General features: G+C 68.9%; 26 protein-coding genes and 1 tRNA gene. 11 read left to right on the plus strand and 16 right to left on the minus strand.

The features are described from left to right. Positions 1-4 precede the first annotated feature (4 nt). Together IEZ27_RS12450 and IEZ27_RS12455 are read right to left on the minus strand one after the other, a co-directional pair. A complete protein-coding gene (locus IEZ27_RS12450) occupies positions 5-736 on the minus strand; it encodes an ABC transporter permease (RefSeq protein WP_125640593.1) in 732 nt (243 codons plus the stop codon). Then, positions 733-1,638 carry an ABC transporter ATP-binding protein gene (locus IEZ27_RS12455; RefSeq protein WP_189647294.1) on the minus strand — a complete coding sequence of 302 codons (906 nt, stop codon included), beginning with the start codon at positions 1,636-1,638 and terminating at the stop codon, positions 733-735. The genes IEZ27_RS12450 and IEZ27_RS12455 overlap by 4 nt, the downstream gene beginning before the upstream one ends. Positions 1,639-1,747: 109 nt before the next feature. Between IEZ27_RS12455 and IEZ27_RS12460 the strand changes: the two genes are divergently transcribed. The 3 genes from IEZ27_RS12460 to dnaN all read left to right on the plus strand — a co-directional run bounded on the left by IEZ27_RS12460 (position 1,748) and on the right by dnaN (position 5,065). Next, the gene (locus IEZ27_RS12460; protein WP_189647295.1) at positions 1,748-3,166 is read left to right on the plus strand and encodes a sensor histidine kinase; all 1,419 of its coding nucleotides are present in this window, start codon (positions 1,748-1,750) and stop codon (positions 3,164-3,166) included. After that, positions 3,166-3,819: a response regulator transcription factor gene (locus IEZ27_RS12465; RefSeq protein WP_125640584.1), complete on the plus strand. Its 654-nt coding sequence runs from the start codon at positions 3,166-3,168 to the stop codon at positions 3,817-3,819. Before IEZ27_RS12460 ends, IEZ27_RS12465 begins: the two co-directional genes overlap by 1 nt. Positions 3,820-3,967: 148 nt before the next feature. Further along, a complete protein-coding gene (gene dnaN, locus IEZ27_RS12470) occupies positions 3,968-5,065 on the plus strand; it encodes a DNA polymerase III subunit beta (protein ID WP_125640581.1) in 1,098 nt (365 codons plus the stop codon). Positions 5,066-5,069: 4 nt separating this feature from the next. Here the strand turns inward: dnaN and IEZ27_RS12475 are convergent, their stop codons facing one another. Continuing rightward, entirely contained in the window at positions 5,070-5,525 is a 456-nt protein-coding gene (locus IEZ27_RS12475) for a MarR family winged helix-turn-helix transcriptional regulator (protein WP_189647296.1), read from the minus strand. Positions 5,526-5,588: 63 nt separating this feature from the next. On the opposite strand from IEZ27_RS12475, the gene IEZ27_RS12480 reads away from it, so the two are divergent. After that, positions 5,589-5,876, plus strand: a complete 288-nt coding sequence (locus IEZ27_RS12480) for an antibiotic biosynthesis monooxygenase (protein ID WP_125640575.1) — start codon at positions 5,589-5,591, stop codon at positions 5,874-5,876. Next, positions 5,873-6,715, plus strand: a complete 843-nt coding sequence (locus tag IEZ27_RS12485) for an SDR family oxidoreductase (RefSeq protein WP_189647297.1) — start codon at positions 5,873-5,875, stop codon at positions 6,713-6,715. The genes IEZ27_RS12480 and IEZ27_RS12485 overlap by 4 nt, the downstream gene beginning before the upstream one ends. Positions 6,716-6,723: 8 nt before the next feature. On the opposite strand, the gene IEZ27_RS12490 is transcribed toward IEZ27_RS12485, so the two are convergent. From IEZ27_RS12490 to upp, 6 genes are all read right to left on the minus strand, one after another. Then, complete coding sequence (locus IEZ27_RS12490) at positions 6,724-7,398, minus strand: FadR/GntR family transcriptional regulator (RefSeq protein ID WP_125640569.1); 675 nt, start codon at positions 7,396-7,398, stop codon at positions 6,724-6,726. A gap of 100 nt (positions 7,399-7,498) precedes the next feature. Further along, on the minus strand, positions 7,499-8,842 hold the full coding sequence (locus IEZ27_RS12495) for a helix-turn-helix domain-containing protein (protein WP_189647298.1): 1,344 nt from the start codon (positions 8,840-8,842) through the stop codon (positions 7,499-7,501). Positions 8,843-8,938: 96 nt separating this feature from the next. Beyond that, positions 8,939-9,472, minus strand: a complete 534-nt coding sequence (locus IEZ27_RS12500; protein ID WP_189647299.1) for a PH domain-containing protein — start codon at positions 9,470-9,472, stop codon at positions 8,939-8,941. Further along, positions 9,469-9,627: a hypothetical protein gene (locus tag IEZ27_RS12505; protein WP_185844973.1), complete on the minus strand. Its 159-nt coding sequence runs from the start codon at positions 9,625-9,627 to the stop codon at positions 9,469-9,471. The genes IEZ27_RS12500 and IEZ27_RS12505 overlap by 4 nt, the downstream gene beginning before the upstream one ends. A 97-nt stretch (positions 9,628-9,724) precedes the next feature. Then, positions 9,725-9,949: a hypothetical protein gene (locus IEZ27_RS12510; RefSeq protein ID WP_125640561.1), complete on the minus strand. Its 225-nt coding sequence runs from the start codon at positions 9,947-9,949 to the stop codon at positions 9,725-9,727. A 209-nt stretch (positions 9,950-10,158) separates the two neighbouring features. Further along, positions 10,159-10,797 (minus strand): uracil phosphoribosyltransferase, encoded by a 639-nt coding sequence (gene upp / locus IEZ27_RS12515; protein ID WP_125640558.1) that lies wholly within the window; start codon positions 10,795-10,797, stop codon positions 10,159-10,161. A 149-nt stretch (positions 10,798-10,946) separates the two neighbouring features. Between upp and IEZ27_RS12520 the strand changes: the two genes are divergently transcribed. The 4 genes from IEZ27_RS12520 to IEZ27_RS12535 all read left to right on the plus strand — a co-directional run bounded on the left by IEZ27_RS12520 (position 10,947) and on the right by IEZ27_RS12535 (position 12,510). After that, positions 10,947-11,462, plus strand: a complete 516-nt coding sequence (locus IEZ27_RS12520; RefSeq protein ID WP_379478580.1) for a tRNA adenosine deaminase-associated protein — start codon at positions 10,947-10,949, stop codon at positions 11,460-11,462. Between the two features lie 19 nt (positions 11,463-11,481). Continuing rightward, entirely contained in the window at positions 11,482-11,958 is a 477-nt protein-coding gene (locus tag IEZ27_RS12525; RefSeq protein ID WP_125640552.1) for a tRNA adenosine deaminase-associated protein, read from the plus strand. Between the two features lie 14 nt (positions 11,959-11,972). Further along, positions 11,973-12,410, plus strand: a complete 438-nt coding sequence (tadA, locus tag IEZ27_RS12530) for a tRNA adenosine(34) deaminase TadA (protein WP_125641180.1) — start codon at positions 11,973-11,975, stop codon at positions 12,408-12,410. 10 nt (positions 12,411-12,420) lie between these two features. Continuing rightward, positions 12,421-12,510 (plus strand) — tRNA-Ser (locus tag IEZ27_RS12535). A 42-nt stretch (positions 12,511-12,552) separates the two neighbouring features. On the opposite strand, the gene IEZ27_RS12540 is transcribed toward IEZ27_RS12535, so the two are convergent. The 4 genes from IEZ27_RS12540 to ypfJ (IEZ27_RS12555) all read right to left on the minus strand — a co-directional run bounded on the left by IEZ27_RS12540 (position 12,553) and on the right by ypfJ (IEZ27_RS12555) (position 15,196). Beyond that, a complete protein-coding gene (locus IEZ27_RS12540; RefSeq protein WP_189647300.1) occupies positions 12,553-12,876 on the minus strand; it encodes a hypothetical protein in 324 nt (107 codons plus the stop codon). Positions 12,877-12,985: 109 nt separating this feature from the next. Next, positions 12,986-13,282, minus strand: coding sequence for a type II toxin-antitoxin system VapB family antitoxin (locus tag IEZ27_RS12545; protein WP_125640547.1), 297 nt, complete (start codon positions 13,280-13,282; stop codon positions 12,986-12,988). A gap of 45 nt (positions 13,283-13,327) precedes the next feature. Then, positions 13,328-14,185 (minus strand): KPN_02809 family neutral zinc metallopeptidase, encoded by an 858-nt coding sequence (gene ypfJ, locus IEZ27_RS12550; protein WP_189647301.1) that lies wholly within the window; start codon positions 14,183-14,185, stop codon positions 13,328-13,330. A gap of 54 nt (positions 14,186-14,239) precedes the next feature. Next, positions 14,240-15,196: a KPN_02809 family neutral zinc metallopeptidase gene (ypfJ, locus tag IEZ27_RS12555; protein ID WP_189647302.1), complete on the minus strand. Its 957-nt coding sequence runs from the start codon at positions 15,194-15,196 to the stop codon at positions 14,240-14,242. 88 nt (positions 15,197-15,284) lie between these two features. On the opposite strand from ypfJ (IEZ27_RS12555), the gene IEZ27_RS12560 reads away from it, so the two are divergent. Further along, a complete protein-coding gene (locus tag IEZ27_RS12560; protein ID WP_125640537.1) occupies positions 15,285-15,926 on the plus strand; it encodes a LysE family translocator in 642 nt (213 codons plus the stop codon). Positions 15,927-15,929: 3 nt separating this feature from the next. On the opposite strand, the gene IEZ27_RS12565 is transcribed toward IEZ27_RS12560, so the two are convergent. After that, positions 15,930-16,406: a hypothetical protein gene (locus tag IEZ27_RS12565; RefSeq protein ID WP_221762462.1), complete on the minus strand. Its 477-nt coding sequence runs from the start codon at positions 16,404-16,406 to the stop codon at positions 15,930-15,932. Between the two features lie 253 nt (positions 16,407-16,659). Further along, the gene (locus IEZ27_RS12570; RefSeq protein ID WP_268246055.1) at positions 16,660-17,784 is read right to left on the minus strand and encodes an NAD(P)/FAD-dependent oxidoreductase; all 1,125 of its coding nucleotides are present in this window, start codon (positions 17,782-17,784) and stop codon (positions 16,660-16,662) included. A gap of 271 nt (positions 17,785-18,055) precedes the next feature. Here IEZ27_RS12570 and IEZ27_RS12575 point away from each other — a divergent pair, with 271 nt between their 5' ends. Next, the gene (locus IEZ27_RS12575) at positions 18,056-18,907 is read left to right on the plus strand and encodes a DUF4253 domain-containing protein (protein WP_189647304.1); all 852 of its coding nucleotides are present in this window, start codon (positions 18,056-18,058) and stop codon (positions 18,905-18,907) included. Positions 18,908-18,946: 39 nt separating this feature from the next. On the opposite strand, the gene IEZ27_RS12580 is transcribed toward IEZ27_RS12575, so the two are convergent. Then, positions 18,947-19,912, minus strand: a complete 966-nt coding sequence (locus IEZ27_RS12580; RefSeq protein WP_189647305.1) for a hypothetical protein — start codon at positions 19,910-19,912, stop codon at positions 18,947-18,949. Positions 19,913-19,972 lie beyond the last annotated feature (60 nt).

A 19,972-nucleotide genomic window follows, 5' to 3' on the forward strand; every position in this document is an offset into this window, starting at 1 on the left:
GTCCCTACTCCCACCGGAACAGCCGCACGGCCAGGCCCCCGAACAGCACCAGCCCTGCGGCCATCACCACCACGTGCAGGAGTTGGGGAGAGTGTCCCGCCCAGGTGTCCTTGAGCGCCTGGGCGAAGGGCCCGGCCACGGAGTAGTCGCTGACCACGCGCAGGGCGTCCGGCATGGCCTCGCGCGGCAGCCACATGCCGCCCACGAACATCAGCGGGAACATCACCATCGACCCGATCCCCGAGGCCGCCTTCCCGTTGGGCGCCAGCGCCGCGATCACCAGGCCGATCGCCATCATGGCGGCGGTGCCGAGCAGGAAGACCAGTACGAACCCGGCCCACTGCCGGGGCGCCGCCGAGCCGAACACCAGCTTCGCCGTCACGATCAGCACGAGCGTGGACACCGCGCCGACGGTCACGTTGATCACCAGTTGGGCCGTCAGCAGCCGTACCGGATGCACGGGCGTCGTGGACATACGCCTGAGCACGCCCTGCTCCCGGTAGCCGGCCAGCACGGTGGGCAGCACGCTGCAGGCCAGCGTCAGCAGCGCGAGCAGGGCCATCATGGCCGGCATGTGCGTGTCCACGACCCGCAGCCCCGAGGCGTCGGCCTTGGTCATGTCCGGGACGCTGAGCCCGAGCACCAGCAGCAGCCCCACCGGAAGCCCGATAGTGAAGATCATGAACGGCCATTCGCGCAGGTGCAGCTTGGCCTCCACGAGCAGGATCTTCGTCATGACAACTTCCTTCCGGTGAGCGCGAGGAACGCGTCGTCCAGGGTCGCCTGCTCGATGCGCAGGTCGCCGGGGATGATCTCGTGCTGGGCCAGGGTCAGCGTGACCGCGTGGGCGAGGTTGCCGGTGCCACTCACCGAGACCTGCCCGCCGTGCCTGACGACCGCGTGCACCTCGGGCAACGCCAGCAGTACGGCGTCGTCCAACGGCCCCGAGGGGCGGAACCGTACGTGCTGCTCGGCCCCGACCTGGGCGATCAGGCCCGCGGGCGTGTCGGTGGCCACCACCTTGCCCGCGTCGATGAACGCGAGCCGGTCGCAGAGCCGCTCGGCCTCCTCCATGAAGTGCGTGACGAGCACGACGGTCACGCCCGTGTCGCGTATCTGCTCGACGAGCTCCCAGGTGTCCCTGCGGGCCTGCGGGTCGAGGCCGGTGGTCAGCTCGTCCAGCACCGCCACGCGCGGCCGGCCCACCAGCGCCAGCGCGACCGACAACCGCTGCTTCTGGCCGCCGGAGAGGCTCTTGAACGTGGCGTCGCGCTTGTGCCCGAGCCCCACCTGGTCGAGCAGGTGAGTCCAGTCGGCGGGGTCGGCGTAGAAGGAGGCGTACAGGTCCAGGGCCTCCCACACCTTGATCTTCTCCGGCAGTGCGGCGCTCTGCAGTTGCATGCCGAGGACCTGGCGCAGCTCGTCCCGGTCGCGCCGCGGGTCCAGGCCCGCCACCCGTACGGTGCCGCCGTCCGGCGCGCGCATCCCGGCCACGCACTCCACGGTCGTGGTCTTGCCGGCGCCGTTGGGGCCGAGGATGCCGAAGATCTCGCCCTCGGCGACCTCGAAAGACACGTCGTCCACAGCCAGGTGGTTCGGATACTGCTTGCGCAGGTTCCGCACTTCGATGACCTTCATGCCATCGACGCTAGAATCAGCGCCTTTCTCACGGAATCGCGGTAGATGCCGAGCAAGGGTGTATCTAGGTGCAGTGACCCGGCCACGGAGGATGACGCACACTGGGAGCATGCTTCAACGATTCGGGCAGGTCGCGCTCCTGTACGCGCTGCTGCTGGTCGAGGTCGCGCTGATCCCCGTGGCCGCTGCCATGATCATCTTGTCGTTCGCGATGGGGATGGTCTTCTTCTTCCCCTGGCAGGCCAGGATGATCAGGGGGGTGACCCAGCGCCACCGCCGCCTGCTGCGCGAGTGGACCGATATCGAGATCGAGGCCCCCTACCTGCCCAAGCCGCCACCGCCGGTCCCCATGGCCGACGGCCTCTACCGGGTGGACCGGACGCTGTACAAGTCGCCGCGCATGCCGGCCTGGAACGACCGGTTCAAGTGGCTGCTCACCGACCCGGCGACCTGGCGCGACAGCCTGTGGCTGGTGCTCGACCCGATCGTCAAGGCCGGCCTGCTGCCGCTGTTCGTCCTGTTCCCGGCGCGCGGCCTGCGTCTGTACGCCCTCATGATCCGCCTCCTGCTCGGCGCCACCTCCGCCAGCCGTCTGGCCTTCCAGCTCACGAAGCTCAAGCAGGCACGCAACCTCGCCGCCGACTCCCAGGCCGCCGAGATGCGCAGGATCGAACGTGACCTGCACGACGGCACCCAGGCCCGCCTGGTGGCCATCGGCATGACGCTGGGCGCGGTCGAGCAGCTCATCGACGACAACCCGGTCGCCGCCAAGGCGCTGCTCGCCAAGACCCGGGACGCCTCCGCCGAGACCCTGACCGAGCTGCGTACCGTCATCCGCGGCATCCACCCCCCGGTGCTGGCCGAGCGCGGGCTCGCCGACGCCGTACGCGCCCTGGCCATGGACAGCCCCCTGCGCGTCACCGTGGACGTCGAGCTGCCCAACCGCCTGGAACCCCCGGTCGAGGCCGCGGCCTACTTCGCGATCAGCGAGCTGCTCGCCAACGCCGCCCGCCACAGCGAGGCCGAGTCGGTGGCGATCGACATCAGCACCAGCGGCGGCGCGCTGCGCGTCACCGTACGCGACGACGGCATGGGCGGCGCCGACCCGGCCAAGGGCAGCGGACTGACCGGCATCGAACGCCGCCTGGCCGCCTTCGACGGCGTACTGGCCCTGAACAGCCCCCCGGGCGGCCCCACGGTCGTCACCCTGGACATCCCGCACGTCCTCCCCGACCAGGGCGACTCGGCCAAGCTGCCCGCGAAGAAGGCCGCCACGCTGGGCGTCCTGTATGCCACGGCCTGGTGCCCGCTCTTCCCCCAGGGCCTGGTCGCGGCCATCCTCAAGATCTTCCACGTCGACGAACGGAGCTGGTTCGTCGCCCTCTACCTGCCCGAGCCCCTGCAGTGGCCCATGATCGTGTTCAATGTCACCCTGGGCGTCATGATGTACGTCGTCGCCATGCGCATCCAGGTCGTCCACAACAGAACCGTCGGACTCGGCCGAGCCGGCGGTCCGAGGGCCTGCTGATGAAACGCGTGCTCATCGCCGAAGACCTCTACCTGCTCAGGGACGGCCTGGTCCACCTCCTCCAGGCGCACGGGTTCACCGTCGTCGCCGCCGTCGAGAGCGGCCCCGAACTGCTGAAGGGCCTGCTGGAGCTGCGTCCCGACGTCTCGGTCGTCGACGTACGGCTGCCGCCGACGTTCACCGACGAGGGCCTGCAGGCCTCGCTGGCGGCCCGCGCGAAGGTCCCGGGCTTGCCGATCCTCGTGTTGTCGCAGCACGTCGAGCAGCTCTACGCCCGCGAACTCCTGGCCGACGGCTCGGGCGGCATCGGCTACCTGCTGAAGGACCGGGTGTTCAACGCCGAGCAGTTCGTCGACGCCGTGCACAGGGTGGCCGAGGGCGGCACCGCGATGGACCCGGAGGTCATCGCCAAGCTGCTGGCCAGCAACGCCAGGAACGAGCCGCTGGCCGCGCTCACGCCCCGCGAGCGCGAGGTCCTGGAGGCCATGGCGGAGGGACGCTCCAACGCCGCGATCTCCCAGCGGCTCTTCCTCAGCGAGAGCGCCGTCGCCAAGCACACGGCCGGCATCTTCGCCAAGCTCGGCCTGGCCCCCTCCGACGACGACAACCGCCGCGTTCTCGCCGTGCTCGCCTACCTGAACAGCCGCGCCTGACACCGCGCCTGTCCGGCGTCCCACCCGCCCGGAAACCCCATGAGACACGTGGTTCACGCAGTGCGCACCCGTACCCGGGCCGAGCCGTAGTTGTCGGTGGGAGCGGCTATTTTCATAGAGGCACGGTGCGACGAAAGGGTGGATCCTCGTGAAGATCCGGGTTAACCGCGATGTACTGGCAGATGCGGTGGCATGGGCCGCCAGAGTCCTGCCCAGCCGCCCGGTGGTGCCCGTGCTCTCCGGGTTGCTGCTGGAGGCGGGCGAGGAGCTGACCCTGTCCGCCTTCGACTACGACGTCTCCGCGCGTGCCCTGGTCGACGCCGACGTGGCCGAGCCCGGCAGTGTGCTCATCCCGGGCCGGCTGCTCGCCGAGATCAGCCGCAGCCTGCCCGCCGACGACGTCGAGATCGTCACCGAGGGCGCCGAGGCCGTGCTGACCTGCGGAAGCGCCGAGTTCGGGCTGATCACGATGCCGGTCGAAGACTTCCCGAGCCTGCCGGCGATGCCGCCGGTCATCGGCGCCATCGGCGGCGGCGTGTTCGCCTCCGCGGTGAGCCAGGTCGCGCCCGCGGCCAGCCGCGACGACACGCTTCCGATGCTCACCGGCATCCGGGTCGACGTCGAGGGCGAGTCCGTGGCGATGGCCGCCACCGACCGCTACCGCATCGGCGCGCGCGACTTCACCTGGCGCCCGGCCGCCCCCGACGTCGCCTTCTCGGCCATGGTGCCGGCGAAGGTGCTGGTCGAGGTGGCCAAATCGATGCGCGACGGCGAGGTGCAGGTCGCGATGGGCGACGGCGTGGCCGGGTTCGAGAGCGTCGGCCGCAGCACCACCGTGCGGCTGCTCGACGAGCAGTTCATCGACTACCGGGCCAGGCTGACCTCCGACTGGTCGATCAGGGCCGACGTCGCCGTGGCGCCGTTCGTCAACGCGATCAAGCGGGTCGCCCTGGTGGCCGAGCGCAACACCGCGATCCGGTTGTCGTTCTCGCAGGGTCAGGTGCTGATCCAGGCGGGCGGCGGCGACGTCGGCCGCGGCACCGAGGTGGTCCCCTGCGAGCTGCGCGGCGACGACATCCAGATCGCCTTCCAGTCGCAGTTCCTGCTCGACGGCCTGACCGGCATCGAGGGCGAGCTGGCCAGGATCAACATGGAGTCGTCGACCAGGCCCGCCCTCATCCAGGACGTGCCGGGCGACTCCCAGCCCGCCTTCCGCTACCTGGTCATGTCCCTGCGCACGACCTGAGCCGTCACTCCGCCGTGCCCGTCTGGCGCTCGGCGACCAGCTTGAAGACCCTCTTGAACTCCGCGTACGCCTGCTCGCCCACGGCCCGCGCGTGCGCGGCCTCCATGGCGGCGATGATGGCGTCCGACTTCGTCATGTGGTCCAGCGCCTTCTCCGTGGGCACGATCAGCTTGGCGCGCCGGTCGGCGGGGTCGGGCTGGCGCTCCACGTAGCCGAGCGCGACCAGCTCGTCCACCAGCGTGCCGATCACCTGCTTGTGCTGCCCCGACTGCGCGGCCAGGTCGGTCGCCCGGCTGCCCTCCTCGTCCAGGTACGCCAGCACGGCCCCGTGCCGCGGCCGCAGCTCCGGATGCCCCTGCTCGGCCAGCTTGGCGAAGAGCTCGCGCTGCAGGGCGAAGAGCGTCCGCCCCGCCAGGACGCCGAGGTCTGGTTCGTCCTGCTTGCGATCACTCCTGCGCACGTGTCGGCCCTCCAATTAGTCACTAATTTTGACTGTCACTGATTCTTACTATATCGTCGTCCCGTGACGACAACGGTGGAACTCACCAGGTTCAGAGTGTCCCCGGAGCGTGCCGACCAGCTGCTGGCGGCCCGTCCCGGCATGCTCTCGGACTTCGCGGCCGACCGCGCCGGCTTCCTCGGCGCCAGGCTGGTCCGCCTGTCCGACGACGAGTGGCTGGACATCGTCGACTGGCGCTCGGGCGACGACTTCGCCGCCTCCCGTGCCAAGGGCGCGAACCTGCCCGGCATCCAGAAGTTCTTCGACCTGATCGACGAGTTGATTTCCGCAGAAGAGGGGACAATGCGATGACCATCTTGATCACCGGTGCCAACGGCACCGTTTCGGGCGCCGTACTGAGGTCTCTCGGCGACCTGGACGACGTGCGCGTGCTGGTCCGTGACCCCGCCAAGGCCCCTGCGGGCGTGGCGGCGGCCGTCGGCGACCTCGACGAGCCCGCCACGCTCGACGCGGCCTTCGAGGGCGTCGACACCTTGTGGCTGCTGACCGCCATGGGCCCCCAGGCGCCCCACGCGAGCATGAACGCCCTCTGGGCGGCCCGCAGGGCGGGAGTGCGTCACGTCGTGCGTCTGTCGGCCATCGGGGCCGCCCACGACGCCCCCACCCGCAACGGCCGCCTGCACGCCCTGTCGGACGTCGAGCTGGCCGCCTCGGGCCTCGACTGGACCGTCATCCGCCCGGCCTTCTTCATGCAGAACCTTCTCGGCTCGGTCAACGGCGACACCCTCTACGGCGGCACGGGCGAAGGCCGGATCGGGCTGGTCGACGTCCGCGACATCGGCGACTTCGCCGCCGCGGTGCTGCGCGACCCGGCGCCCCACAAGGGCCGCACCTACACTCTCACGGGCCCGGCCAGCATCTCCCTACGAGAGGCGGCCGCCGACCTGACCGAGGTCTACGGCACGCCGATCGCCTACCAGCCGGTGACGCCCGACGACGCCTACCGCTCGATGCTGGAGGCGGGCCTGCGCGACTGGGACGCGGCGGTCACAAGGGAATACCTCAAGGCGTACGCCGCGGGCTGGGGCGACCGTACGACGACGGCCTTCACCGACGTGACGGGACGCCCCGGCCGCTCCTTCGCCGAGTTCGCGAGGGACCACGCGAGCCTGCTGCGCCCCGCCGCCTGACGCCCGGGTCAGGAGTCGGTGAGAGCGATGAGGATGTGCTCCATGCAGGCGTGGCCGGCCCGCTCGGCCGCGGCTGCGTCACCGGCGGCGATGGCGCGGGCGATGGCGTCGTGCGGGATGTAGCTCTTGTTCAGCGACGTGCCCGCGGCCGTGATGCTGGCCCGCAGAGCCGCCGAGAAGTCCTCGTAGAGGTCGATGAGCACGAGGTTGTGGGTGGCGTGCGCGACCGCCATGTGGAAGGCGAGGTCGGCCTCGACGAAGAAGTCGGGATCGTCCAGCTCCCACGCCCGGTCGCGCTCGGCCAGCGCGGCCTCGATGCGGCGGATGTCCTCGTCGGTACGGCGGGTCGCGGCCAGGCGCGCCGACTCGACCTCCAGCGCGCGCCGCACTTCCAGGATCTCCAGCTGCTCGGCCTGGCGGAGCCGGCGCAGCATGGCCCCCGACAGCTCACTGGTCGCCCGGACGTAAGTGCCGTCGCCCTGACGGCACTCCAGCAGCCCGGCGTGCGTCAACGCGCGCACGGCCTCGCGAACGGTGTTGCGTCCCACCCCGAGTTGCTCGGCGAGCACCGTCTCGGTGGGGATCTTGCCGTTCATCTGCCACGACCCTGAGGTGATCTGCTCCTTGAGCTGATCGATCACCTGGTCGACGAGCGAAGCCCGCTGCGCCGTACGCAGACTCACAGTCCGCCTCCTCCGGGGAAACCAATCATCCTATGAGTCAATGACTGGTCGACCCTAATTATTCCAGACTCAAAAGTCCAAATCTGGAGCTCCCGGAGGTTCAGTGCGCGACCGTTGCCTCGACCGTCACCCCTGCCAATGCGGAGCGAACTCCGGCAGCTTCGAGGGCTTTACGATATGCGGCGGTCTGCTGTGCTCTTACGCCGACCCGGCCGTAAAGGTCGCCGAGCTCGCGCCAGCAGCGGGCGGCCTGCCTGTCGGACCCGAACACCGGACGGTCGAGCGAGTCGAGCAGCTCGTGCGCGGTCCGCAGCAGCGCCTCGGCGTTGCCGTCGAGGTCGAGCGCCACGGTGGCCAGCACGAGGTTGGCCTCGGCCGGCGTGGTGCCGGAGCCGTCGTGGGCCAGTTCCAGCGCCTCGGTGGCCAGCTCGCCCGCCCGCGCCTGGTCGCCCGCACGCAGCCGCACCCGCGCGTGCGCGACCAGGCTCTCGCCGTGCTCACGGACACTGCCGGGGGAGGCGGCGAAGGCCCGCGACGCGGCGGCGGCGAGCCGCTCGGCCTCGTCGAGGGGCGCGGTGACCAGCCTGGACCAGTGCATGGCCGCCCGCGCGAGCTGAAGCGCGAGCCGGGCCTGACGACCGGCCATGATGGCGTCGTCGGCCAGGCGCACGGCCAGCGCGGAGTCCTCTCCGGCGGCGGCGGCGGAGCTCGCCTGCCACAGCGCGTGGATCTCCTCGGAACGGTCCATAACTTCAGGAACGCCACTGTTGTCCAGCACACGCTTGACGTACTCGAGCTCGGGGGAGTCGCCCTGACGCTCGCTGCGCGCCTCGACCAGAGCCGTCGCCAGATCGACCGCGATCTCGCCCTGCGAGATGTCCAGCCGCTCGGCCTGCGCCAGCGCGGACGCGGCCAGGTCGCGAGCCCGCAACCGGTCGCCGGCCCGCTGGTAGCAGCGGCTCAGCGCGATCGTGAGCGGCAGGTCGGCCAGTCGCTCGGGATGCGCGGCGGCCTCCCTGCGCAGCCGTTCGAACGCCTCCACGGCCTGGCCGAGACGCCCCTGGACCTCCAGCGCACGGGCCCGGCCGAAGCGGGCGTGCGCGGTCAGCATGGCGTTCTCCTCGTCGGCCGCCTTCACGATCTCCGTGAAGCGGTCGGCGGCCACGGCCGGATCGCCGTGCTGCAGCTCCAGCTCGGCATGGCGAAGACCCAGCTCGGTGTCGATGCGCTGCCTGGGCTCGATGCCGTGCAGGAGGAACTCGGTGGTGCATCCCAGCCGCTCGGCGAGGAGGCGTGCCACGACAGGAGTCGGCGTGCGCTTGCCCGACTCAATGAGCGAGACATAACTGTCAGACAGGTCGGGTCCGGCCAACTGGGCCTGGGACATCCGCCTGTTCAGCCGCAGTCCACGGACGCGGTCACCGATGGTTCCCTGACTCGGCATCTCATCTCTCAAGGCGGGGAAGGGTCAACAACACGCAATGATTGCATGAAGTAGCCGAATCTGGTATCCCCGCGTGAAGAATTTGCCACGCGGAGATTAATCGTCGCTCTCGTCCTTGCTGGGGAAAAGCATCTGGCAGACCTCAAGGTAGAGCGTCTCCGGGTACGGAATGTACTCGACCGTTGACAGTGCCTGGTCCTGACCGGCGGACTCAAGGATGAACTCGCCGTAACCGAGCATGCGCCCCAGGAGAGATCGCTGGAAGCTCATGTCGGTGACCTTGCCGAGCGGCATCATCGCGACCTTGCGCGTGATCAAGCCCGTGGTGAGCAGCATGCGCTTGGACGTCACCACAAAGTAATCGACCGACCACTCCGCGACTTTCCATACGAAACGGACAAGCAGCAGGAGCCACAACCACCACACGACGACGAGCGCCGTGCCGCCGGACTCCCCACCTCCGAAGAACTTGCTGAGGAGCCCGGCGATGACCAGGCCGCCGAAGACCTCGGCGACCGGGCGCAGCAGCACGGCGGGATGACGCCGCACCATGATGACCTGTTGTTCATTGGGGAGGAGGTAGCGGTTGACCGACGACGGAGCAGAGTCCCCGTGGGTCACCAGCCTCATGCGAGGTTGTTCACAAACTGGGCCAGAGAGTCGGCCGCGTTGAACACTGTGTCGAACGCCCCCTTCACCGCGTCTGCGGCGTCGGCTGGTCGTGCGAACAGGTAGTACGCCACAAATGCGATACCACTGTAGGTGAGGACTTTTTTGACCTGCACTGTCGCCTCCGTGCCACTAACCCACTCCACCCGCCGTATACATTACCCACCCGGTAGCCCGGGTAAAGGTGTCTTGGCGGGATAGTTTCGATCTTGATTACCCACGCTCGCTGGCGACCAGCGCCAGGACGTGAAGGTGCTTCCGGGCGATGCGCTCCACAAGGCTGGGATGCGCATAGCCAGTGACCTCCAGCGCGCCGTAGTGCGCTGCTTCCACACAGCGCGTTACGGTGGTCGAGGAGTGCACGCCGGCGAACTCGTCGCGCAACGCGGCCTCCACCTCCGCGTACGGGGTTGGAGTTGCCTCGGCGTGCTCGCTCATGCGCCCTCCTTGGCCGGTCGCATGAGACGGGGCGCTGCTGTTACCGGTCGCTCGCTCGTTCACGAGGACCCCTCGGCACCGGGCATGTCGCTCATCGTGCTCCCCCACGCGCATGCAGAAGTTCCCTTCCTGTCTCTTCGTACCCACCCAACCACAGTATGTAACGAAGCGACGACCCGGTGTAATGAGAAGCGGAGCCTAAGGAAGGGTCAGACCACGCCGTAGAGGCGGTCGCCGGCGTCGCCGAGGCCGGGGACGATGTAGCCGTTCTCGTTGAGCCGCTCGTCGAGGGAGGCGGTGACGACGCGGATGGGCTTGCCGGAGTTGGCGAAGACTTTGTCCATGTAGGCCAGGCCCTCGGGGGCGGCCAGCAGGCAGATGGCCGTGACGTCGACCGCGCCCCGGTCGAACAGGAACTGCACGGCCGCGGCGAGGGTGCCGCCGGTGGCGAGCATCGGGTCGACGACGAAGCACTGCCGCCCGGACAGGTCGTCGGGCAGGCGGGTGGCGTACGTCTCGGCCTGGAGGGTCGACTCGTTGCGGATCATGCCGAGGAAGCCGACCTCGGCGGTGGGCAGCAGCCGCGTCATGCCGTCGAGCATGCCGAGCCCGGCCCGCAGGATCGGCACGACCAGCGGCTGCGGCTTGGCCAGCCGCACACCCTTGGCGGAGGAGACAGGGGTCTCGACGGTCACGTCGGTGACCCGTACGTCGCGGGTCGCCTCGTACGCCAGCAGCGTCACCAGCTCGTCCGCGAGCCTGCGGAAGGTCGGCGAGTCGGTGCGGACATCACGCAGCGTGGTGAGCTTGTGGGCCACGAGCGGATGGTCGACGACGAGGGTTTCCATAGAGGCCAACGGTATCCGGTGGCAGGAGTGGTGGCATCCCGGGCCATTGGTTTTGATCACAATTTGGTCGGAGAGGCACACGGCGCGTGGCCTGTTCTGGAACGATTGGGGTCTGGTGACGACCTGTCGTGTCAGAGGCTCGGGTGGGGATGGCGATGACAGACGAAGATGCGCTCGACTTCGCCATCGTGATTTATCGCGAGGACGAACGGTGGCACGCCGAGCTGCTGCCTGCCACGCTCACGTCCGATCTCCAGGGCCTGATCCAGGCCCTGCGGCAGCAGCCGAGCGAGAGCGGCACGATCGGCCTGGTCGCCGTCGGTGACGAGTTCTTCGTGGCGCTGCGGGTGCTCGGCGACCGGGTCGACGTCTTCCTGTCCGACATCGCCGCCTCCTGGGACTTCCCGCTGGCCCGCGAGGTCCTCCACTATCTCGACGTGCCGGTCCCCGACGAGGAGGAGCTCGACGAGATCCTCCAGGACGAGGAGACCGTGTTGCCTGCGGGAGATCTGTCGATCTTCGCCGATCTCGGATTGGACGAGATGGAGCTGGGCATCCTCTCGGGCGACATCGATCTGCTCCCCGAAGATGTGTTGTCCAGCATCGCCGCGCGGCTCGGCTTCTCCGAGCCGTTCGAGCGTGCCATCGAATCGGTCTTCGGCTGAACCCCCCTGGAGTGCGGGCATGGCGTCCAACACCTTCTCTGCGGCTTTCGTCAGGACTTCTGGCGGCTGGACCGGTGCAGAGGTCGATCTGCGTGACGCCGAGATCGTCGACGACTTCGGTGACGCCGTCATCGAGACACTGGGCCTGACGGGCGACGAACTGGCCCTGCTCTGCGTCGAGGTCGAGGACGAATGGTTCGCCATCGCCCGTTACCGCGGCGAGGACGAGCCCCGCGTGTTCCTGTCGGACGTGCACGCGATCGCCACCAACAGCATGGGCGAGCTGTTCGCCGAGTTCGCGGGCGTGGCCCCCGACAAGGAGGGCAACGGCCTCGGCGTCCGGCCGGCCGGAGACTTCGAACTGCTCAGCGACCTCGGGGTCAGCTCGGAGGAGCTGCTGGAGCTGAGCATGGAGGAGGGCATGCTGCCCGCCGACATCCTTTCCGTGATCGCCGAGCGGCTGTCGTTCGCCGACGAGCTCGACCGGTTGCGTTGACCGACGAGGAAGCGATGCGCCTGGCCCTGGCCGAGGCCGTCGCGGCCGGCGGCAGGGGCGAGATCCCCGTCGGGGCGGTCGTGCTCGGCCCGTCCGGCGAGGTGCTGGCCGCGGCGGGCAACGACCGCGAGTCCGCCGCCGACCCCACCGCGCACGCCGAGGTGCTGGCGCTCAGGCGGGCCGCCGCGCTGCGCGGGCAGTGGCGGCTGAGCGGCTGCACGCTCGTGGTGACCCTGGAGCCGTGCACGATGTGCGCGGGCGCGTCTGTGCTTGCCCGTGTCGACCGCATCGTGTACGGCGCGGTGGACGAGAAGGCCGGCGCCGTCGGCTCGCTCTGGGACGTCGTACGCGACCGCAGGCTCAACCATCGGCCCGAGGTCGTCATGGGTGTGTTGGCCGGAGAATGCTCCGCCGTCCTTAAGGAGTTCTTCGCTACTCGGAGAATCCGGTAAGCTCGTCCGCGGTGGTGTCGCCTAGTGGCCGAGGGCGCACGCCTCGAAAGCGTGTGATGGGGCAACTCATCCGTGGGTTCAAATCCCACCACCACCGCCAGCGGGCCTCCGACGACCTCGGAGGCCCTTTTCTTTTTCCTGGTCAGGGCGCCTGCGTGGGCTGGTCGGCCGGCGGGCTCAGGTTGAGCTTGATGTCCGGCGGATTGTCCTCGACGACCTGCGTCTGGACCGTCTCGCCGACGCGGCTCTCGGGGCGGCCCTCGTCGGTGAGGACGAAGAACAGCGCGCCGCAGGCACTGAGGAGCAGCAGCGGCAGACCGATCGCCAGCAACACGATCAGGTTGCGATTGTCGAGCGGCTCGGGCTCCTCGACGTAGTGCTGGACCTGCTGAACCGGCTGGTACGGGTAGTACGGCGGGCCGTATCCGGGAGGCGGCCACGGGCCCTGTGGCGGTGGATACGACACGGCATTCTCCAAATGATGTTGAAAGACGCTGGCGTGGCGCACGGCACGTCGATCAGGTTGACACATGAAAAAGGGAGCCGCGAATGGCGACTCCCTTTTTCCGGGCCTTTCAGTTGGGCAGATCCAGGACCCTGGCGTGCAGGATCGACCGTTGGTGCAGGGCCGCGCGCAGGGCCCGGTGGAGGCCGTCCTCCAGATAGAGCTCGCCGCGCCACTGCACCACGTGCGGGAACAGGTCGCCGTAGAAAGTGGAGTCGGCGGCGAGCAGCGAGTGCAGGTCCAGCATGGCCTTCGTGGTGATCAACGAGTCTAGCCGGACCTGCCTGGGAGGTATCTGCGCCCACTCTCGGTTCGTCAGACCGTGTTCGGGATAAGGGCGTCCGTCGCCGACGAGCTTGAAGATCACCCACCTCATTTTAGGAGAGAAATCGAGCTCCTGGGTTGGCCGGGCCTATCGGCCCAGCTCAGCCTGCCGGCAGTCGCCGGGCCGGCCGTTTTGGTAGCCCCGCTGGAAGGCGTTGACACGCTGCTCCGACGTGCCGTGCGTAAAAGATTCAGGGTCGATTCTGCCGCTCGTGCGCCGCTGGATTCTGTCGTCGCCGACGGCGGCCGCCGCGTCGAGGGCCTCGGAGATTTCCGCCTGGGTGAAGGGCTTTTCGTAGAAGCCGGTGTTGACGGCATTGTGCGCCCAGACGCCCGCGTAGCAGTCGGCCTGGAGCTCGACGGGGACTGAGCTGCCGGTGCCGGACTGGAGGGCGCCGCGCAGGTCCTGTACATGGTGGCCGTATTCGTGGGCGATCACGTACGCCTGGGCGAAGGGGCCGCCTTTCGCGCCGAACTGGCTGTGGAGCTGGTCGAAGAAGCTCAGGTCGAGGTAGACGCGCTGGTCGCCGGGGCAGTAGAACGGGCCGACGGCGGAACTGGCCGCGCCGCAGCTCGTACGGAGGCTGCCGGAGTACAGAACGGTCTTCGCCGGTCGATATTCGGAAATTTCCTTCTTCCAGTAGTCCTGGATGCTGTTCACCACGCCCACGACGCGGCACTTCTCCGACTGGTCGGCGTCCTTGCCCGTCCTGCATTCCTCGGAGAGCTTCGCCGGAGGCTGCTTCTGCGCGGGCTCGCCGCCGCCGCCCACGTTGTTGAGCACGAACACCAGTACTAAGGCGATCAGACCGACGATGCCGCCGCCACCGAGGATCACGCCGCCGGGGAAGCCGCCGCCCGAGAGCCCGCCGCCGCCACCTCCACCGCTTCCTCCGACGTCCTCCACCTGCGACGAGTCGAGGTTGACGTCGTCCCTGAAATCCATCTCTGACGTCCCTTCTGGGGTGCTGCCCGCAAGTCAGCTTCCCCAATGGGAGGTCTAGATGCCATCGGAGAAGGTGTCGCACCTCTCGGGTACGCCGCTGTCGTACCCGACGCTGAACCACTTCTCGCGCTGCTGCGAGGTGCCGTGGGTGAAGGCGTCGGGGGTGACGCGGCCCTGCGAGCGGCGCTGGATGCTGTCGTCGCCGACCGCGGCGGCGGCGTCGAGCGCCTGATTGATGTCGGCCTGGGTGAACGGCTCCCGGTAGAAACCGGTCTTGACCGCATTGTGCGCCCAGACGCCGGCGTAGCAGTCGGCCTGCAACTCCAGGCGTACGGACGCGCTGTTGGCGCCGGGCCGGCTGTTGCCGCCGACCTTGTCCATGGTGCCGAGCAGGTTCTGGACGTGGTGGCCGTACTCGTGGGCGACCACGTACGCCTGGGCGAACGGGCCGCCCTCGGCGCCGAAGTCGCGCTGGAGCGAGTCGAAGAAGGCCAGGTCCAGGTAGACCTTGCGGTCGCGCGGGCAGTAGAACGGGCCCACCGCCGACTCGGCGGGCCCGCACCCGGTGTTCACGGCCTGCGAGAACAGTACGGTCTTGGCCGGCGTGTACTCCTTGTCCTGCTCCCTGAACGCCTGCCGCCAGTAGGACTGGATGCTGTTCACCGTGCCGACGATCCGGCAGTCCTCCGACTGGTCGGCGTCGGCGCCCGTACGGCAGCGTTCGGCCAGGTTGCCGCTGGGGGAGAGCTGGCCGGGGGCGGTCGGGTAGCGTCCGCCGCCCTGCTGGCCGTCCTCCTCGCCGGTGAACGGCGTGGGGATGACCTTGAACAGGAACAGCCCCGCCACCGCCAGGATCAGCAGCAGACAGCCGCCGCCGCGGCCGCCGATGGGCAGCATGCAGCCCCCGCCCGGCATCCCGCCCCAGCCGCCTCCGCCGCCGGGCCGGGGTCCGGAGGCTCGGGCGTCCTCGACCTGTGAGGGATCGAGCGGCGCGTCTTCGTCGAACTGCATGTCCTACTATCTCCCCCGTAGTTGGGTGATTACGCAGAGCAATATGCAGGGACATGATTTTTCTGGATTTGTCGGTTAATCTGCCGTTATGACGGGTGGGTTGATCGGGATCGCGCTGGTGTCTCTGGGCATGGTCCTCACGCCCGGGCCGAACATGATCTATCTGGTGTCGCGCACGATCACGCAGGGCCGTCGCGCCGGGCTGATCTCGCTCGTCGGCGTCGCGCTGGGCTTCATGGTCTACCTGACGGCCACGTGCCTCGGGCTGACGGCCGTGTTCGCGTACGTGCCGGTGGCGTACACGGTGCTCAAGCTGGCCGGGGCCGCGTACCTGCTCTGGATGGCCTGGAACGCGGTCAGGCCGGGCGGCGCGTCGGTCTTCCAGCCGCGCGAGCTGGCGGTCGAGCGTCCGCGCAGGCTGTTCGCCATGGGCCTGCTCACGTGCCTGCTCAACCCCAAGATCGCGATCCTGTACCTGTCGCTGCTCCCGCAGTTCATCGACCCGGCCATGGGCCACGTACTGCTGCAGAGCCTCGCGCTCGGCTCGGTCCAGATCGCGATCGGCACCCTCGTCAACGCGCTGATCGCGATCTCCGCCGGCGGCCTCGCCGCCTTCCTCGCCCGGCGTCCGGTCTGGCTGCGCGTGCAGCGGTACGCGATGGGCACCCTGCTCGGCCTCTTCGCCGTACGGATGATGGCCGACCGTTCCAAGGCGCTCGTGCCCGCCTGATCCCTACGGGCTCACCTGGGCCCTGAACCGCTCGTGGGCCGCTTGCTTCGAGATGCCCATGGCCTCGCCGATCTCCGCCCAAGAGGCGCCGGTCTCCCGAGCCCCGGCGACGGCCTGGTCGAGCAGCGTACGCTGCCAGCTCTCCACCTGCGATAGCAGCGTGAGCGCGGCCAGCGGACGATCGGAGGCCAGCTTCACGACCTGCTCGCACAGCAGGTTCGACTTGATCACCAGCCAGCTGGGCGGCGCGGCGGCGAGCAGGGGCGGCGTGTGCCTGCTCCACCACCGGTACTCCGCCTCCTTGGCCCCCTCCGGCGTGGCCGAGTACCGCCGCTGATCGGCCCACCCGCACGAACACGCGGCCTGGTAGCCGACGAACGTCCTGGTGAACGCGCTGGACGACGAGGCCAGCTCACCTCCGGGCAGCACGGGCGCGGCGAACCCCTCATGGCCGGGAAGATCGGCGATGCTCAATGTCATGACCGTCAAGATATCCTGACGAATCCCGTTCACGCCAGAAGGTCACCGGGAAGCGGCCGTCCGACGAACGTCCACAAGCGGTGTAGCTGGTGGTGGCGAAGTTGTGCGGGGGCTTCGGGCTCAGGTGCTCCACGAAGGGGTGGTCGACCGGCGCGATCAGCCGTGCGCCGGGCCTGAGCACCCGGCGTATCTCGGCCGGCGCCTGGTCCTCCGGGTGTGTACCACCAGCGACGCGACCACGTCGTTCGTACGGTCAACTTGCCGGGTTGTCGTGGGAGAACCGCTCCGGGCGGAAGTCGGCGAGCGTCTCGTCCCTCCTCCCGCTGACGATCTCCGACGCGAGCAGCCGGCCGATCACCGGCCCGAGCGTGATGCCGCTGTGGGAGACGGCCTCGTAGTAGCCCGGCACGGACGGCACCGCTCCCACCGAGGGGAATCCGTCGCCCGGGATGGGCCGGTCGACCACCCGTGTCCCGACGACGCGGGAGTCCTCGAACCCGGGAACGACGTGCCGCGCCGACTCGTGGAGCAGCCGTTCGAGCGCCGCCGGATCTTCGCCGGTGTCGATGAGCGCGTCGACCTCGCGGCTGTGGAGGACCACCGAAGCATCTCCATCAGGACGGATCGCGACGCGGGGCGCGTGCATGGCCCGGCGGATCGGCACCTGAGCACAACTGATCCGGGTGACGACGCCGGGCTCCCGGCGCATCGGCAGGTGCCGCGCGACGAGCCCGGCGACGTGGGCGGCGCCGGGTCCCGCGGCGTTCACGACGACGTCGACGTCGAGACGGCTGCCGTCGGACAGGGCGACGGTCCGTACGCGCCCGTCGGCGCCGGTGCCGACGTCATGGACCGTGGTGCCGAACCGGTGCTCGGCGCCGGACGCGACGGCCTGGCCGACCAGGCGGCCGACGAGATGGCGTCCGTGCACCCAGGCTTCGTCGGGAAAGAACACGACCGGAACCTCGTCGGACACCGTGAGCGCGGGTTCGAGGTGGCGGCGTACCTCGGCTCCGGTGCGTACCTCGACCCGGTAGCCCCAGCCGGCCAGCAGCCCGGCCGTTTCCAGGAGGCTCGCCTCCGCCGCGGGGTCGTCCGCCCAGCGCAGGTGGCCGTCGGGGTGCCACCATGGGTCCGGCCCGATGAGCCCGGCAAGCTCGCGGTACGCCGCCATGCTCGCGACGTTCAGGTCGAAATAGGACCTGCTCGCGGTCTTGGCACTGGCGTTGACCCACGAGAACGACCAGTCGGTGACCCCTTCACCCGGCCGGCCCGCGTCGACGAAGACCACCTTTACGCCGTACCGTGCCAAATTCCAGCCCACACAGGCTCCGAGAACGCCCACCCCGATGACAACAACACATCCAGGCCGCTCCACGACCCGATTCTCTCACGAACACTCGTTTCCAGCTCCCTGGCAAGCGTCGTGACTTTCTCTTTCTGTCGCGCGGATGTGGTGACCAGTGAAGCGCGGCATCGAGGTTGTCCGCCCGGCAGCCGGTTCGACCTCGGCTGATCCTTCTGGCACTCAGATCGGCGGTTCCCTCAATTCCGGCGGCCACGACAATGATTCATCGCTCATTCGGAAACGCGCGCGTAGAAGGAGATCCGAAACCTCATATCAGTCAGGCGCGTCCTATTGTGTTGCGATGAATTCTGATCATCAGCTTCACTCGGACCTGGCAACACTGACCGGCCGCGCGGACCGCGCCGTGGAACTGTCCGGCCTGTTGCCGCCGGGTCGCCTCGTTGAGACGGACGAAGATGAAGGCCGTCCGACTTTATGGATGACCTCCGGACCGGCCTCGGCCGATCTGTGGACGGCTGCGCACAAGGCCCACGGACGAACGGGCTTGTGGCCGCTGCTGCTGGAACCATTACCGCGCGACGACGATTTCAGGCCCTGGGAATCCGGAGAACTGGACCTGGAGACGACCACTTCGCCGGATCTGCACGACCACGCGGCTCTCCTGGCGACATGGTGGGCGGGACACACCGAGGTCGATCCGGACACCGATCCACTGCCGGAGACCGAGCGGATCGCCGTGACCGCGCCGTACGGTCAACGCTGGCCCGGATTGGCGCCGGGCAGTCCGTTCACCGCCGAGCCGGCCACGTTCGCAGCCGAGTACGCGTCCCACCTCACGGACCGAAATCCGATCATGCGTCTGGGAATGGCCGCCGCAGGCCGAGGCGCGGACGCCCTGGCCGCCGTCGGATGGACGGGCCCGGCGAACCACACCGACGACACTGGTGAGATCGCCGCCGTCGTACGCAGTTGGGAAGACCGGTTCGGCGCGATGGTCGTCGGCGTCGGCTTCGCCGACCTGTACGTGAGCGTCGCCGCCCCGCCTTCGACGCTTCAGGAGGCCCTCCACGTCGCGGCCGAGCACTTCGCCTTCTGCCCGGACAACATCTGGCAGAACAGCCACCCCCACACGCTCGCCGCCTACGCGGAGCGCCTCGTGGGACTCAACTCGTGGGAATTCTGGTGGGACTGACGAGCAGCCGGACATGCCGCCCCTCGTACGAGCAAGGCCTCAGGCAGGCGGCGCCAGCCGACCTACCCGATCAAGAAGCGCGTCGTCCGGATCGCCCACCAGCACCCCGTTGTGCACCGAGGGACGGCACCCGGGATGGATCCGTACCCACGCCGGCGGTCCCTCCTCATAACCGAAGTGCAGCAGGAACGTCTCCCGTCGGCTGCCGCTGACTTCCGTGCACGTGTTCCCGCCCGTTGCGGTGTCCAGCGAGTTCAGCTCGGCCGCCAGCTCGCGTGCCTGCTGCTCCCCATGCTCCAGTCCGCGAGACGGGCCGGGTGTGGGACTCCCGCCTTGTCCGTTCCGGCAGACCAGTACCCTGATCGCCCCGTCGGGCACCATCTGCTTCTGCTGCCCCCGCCGTCCGGTCGCCGGGTCGCAGAGGTCCTTCGGCCTAGGGAGTGCCCAGGTCCCGGTGCGATAGGCAGCGGTGATTCCGGGCCCGACGTACGAATTGCTGTTGACTGTGCCGTTGGTGGTGGTGACGCAGGAGTTGACCTCTTCCGCGCTGCCCACCCACAGTGTCTGGCCACCCGGATAGGCGAACCGGATGAGGTAGTTGGTGGTCTGTCCGCCCATCAACGTGCACATCCTTCTGACGCGATCGGCGGTGACGGGAAGGTAGCCCAGGTCGTAGGCCATCGACCTGGCCTGATCGGTCAGGATCCGTGACCCGGCGAGCGGCCCTCCGCCCGGATACGAGTCGCGCCCCGGGTAGGCGCAGATCAACGCGCTCGTGGGCGCGCCGGGCACGAGGGACTCCTCGACCCCGTCCAAGTCGGCGGCGTCCGGCACCCAATGCCCGATCTCGCCGCTGTCCCATCGCCGCGGACACGAAGCCGGCGGCGCGGGCTCGCCGACCGTACGCGGAACCAGAACGACCGCGGCCAGCAGCACGACCGCCGCCACGACGATGCCGATCCAATGGCCGGGTTTCACACGCTGATGACGTCGTCCGCTCGCCACCGGTTCACCTGGGGCCGGAAAGCCGGAAGGGGTGTGCCGTGATCTCGGCACACCCCTTCT

Source organism: Nonomuraea spiralis (assembly GCF_014648435.1).
Lineage (GTDB): Bacteria > Actinomycetota > Actinomycetes > Streptosporangiales > Streptosporangiaceae > Nonomuraea > Nonomuraea spiralis.

Bases quoted from the DNA above. Each gene is read 5' to 3' on its own strand.
- IEZ27_RS12565 (WP_221762462.1), bottom strand. From the start codon at position 16,406: ATGACATTGAGCATCGCCGATCTTCCCGGCCATGAGGGGTTCGCCGCG.
- IEZ27_RS12485 (WP_189647297.1), top strand. From the start codon at position 5,873: ATGACCATCTTGATCACCGGTGCCAACGGCACCGTTTCGGGCGCCGTA.
- IEZ27_RS12525 (WP_125640552.1), top strand. From the start codon at position 11,482: ATGGCGTCCAACACCTTCTCTGCGGCTTTCGTCAGGACTTCTGGCGGC.
- IEZ27_RS12560 (WP_125640537.1), top strand. From the start codon at position 15,285: ATGACGGGTGGGTTGATCGGGATCGCGCTGGTGTCTCTGGGCATGGTC.
- IEZ27_RS12460 (WP_189647295.1), top strand. From the start codon at position 1,748: ATGCTTCAACGATTCGGGCAGGTCGCGCTCCTGTACGCGCTGCTGCTG.
- IEZ27_RS12510 (WP_125640561.1), bottom strand. From the start codon at position 9,949: ATGAGCGAGCACGCCGAGGCAACTCCAACCCCGTACGCGGAGGTGGAG.
- IEZ27_RS12575 (WP_189647304.1), top strand. From the start codon at position 18,056: ATGAATTCTGATCATCAGCTTCACTCGGACCTGGCAACACTGACCGGC.
- upp (WP_125640558.1), bottom strand. From the start codon at position 10,797: ATGGAAACCCTCGTCGTCGACCATCCGCTCGTGGCCCACAAGCTCACC.
- IEZ27_RS12495 (WP_189647298.1), bottom strand. From the start codon at position 8,842: ATGCCGAGTCAGGGAACCATCGGTGACCGCGTCCGTGGACTGCGGCTG.
- IEZ27_RS12500 (WP_189647299.1), bottom strand. From the start codon at position 9,472: ATGAGGCTGGTGACCCACGGGGACTCTGCTCCGTCGTCGGTCAACCGC.
- ypfJ (WP_189647302.1), bottom strand. From the start codon at position 15,196: ATGCAGTTCGACGAAGACGCGCCGCTCGATCCCTCACAGGTCGAGGAC.
- IEZ27_RS12455 (WP_189647294.1), bottom strand. From the start codon at position 1,638: ATGAAGGTCATCGAAGTGCGGAACCTGCGCAAGCAGTATCCGAACCAC.
- ypfJ (WP_189647301.1), bottom strand. From the start codon at position 14,185: ATGGATTTCAGGGACGACGTCAACCTCGACTCGTCGCAGGTGGAGGAC.
- IEZ27_RS12450 (WP_125640593.1), bottom strand. From the start codon at position 736: ATGACGAAGATCCTGCTCGTGGAGGCCAAGCTGCACCTGCGCGAATGG.
- IEZ27_RS12520 (WP_379478580.1), top strand. From the start codon at position 10,947: ATGGCGATGACAGACGAAGATGCGCTCGACTTCGCCATCGTGATTTAT.
- IEZ27_RS12465 (WP_125640584.1), top strand. From the start codon at position 3,166: ATGAAACGCGTGCTCATCGCCGAAGACCTCTACCTGCTCAGGGACGGC.
- tadA (WP_125641180.1), top strand. From the start codon at position 11,973: ATGCGCCTGGCCCTGGCCGAGGCCGTCGCGGCCGGCGGCAGGGGCGAG.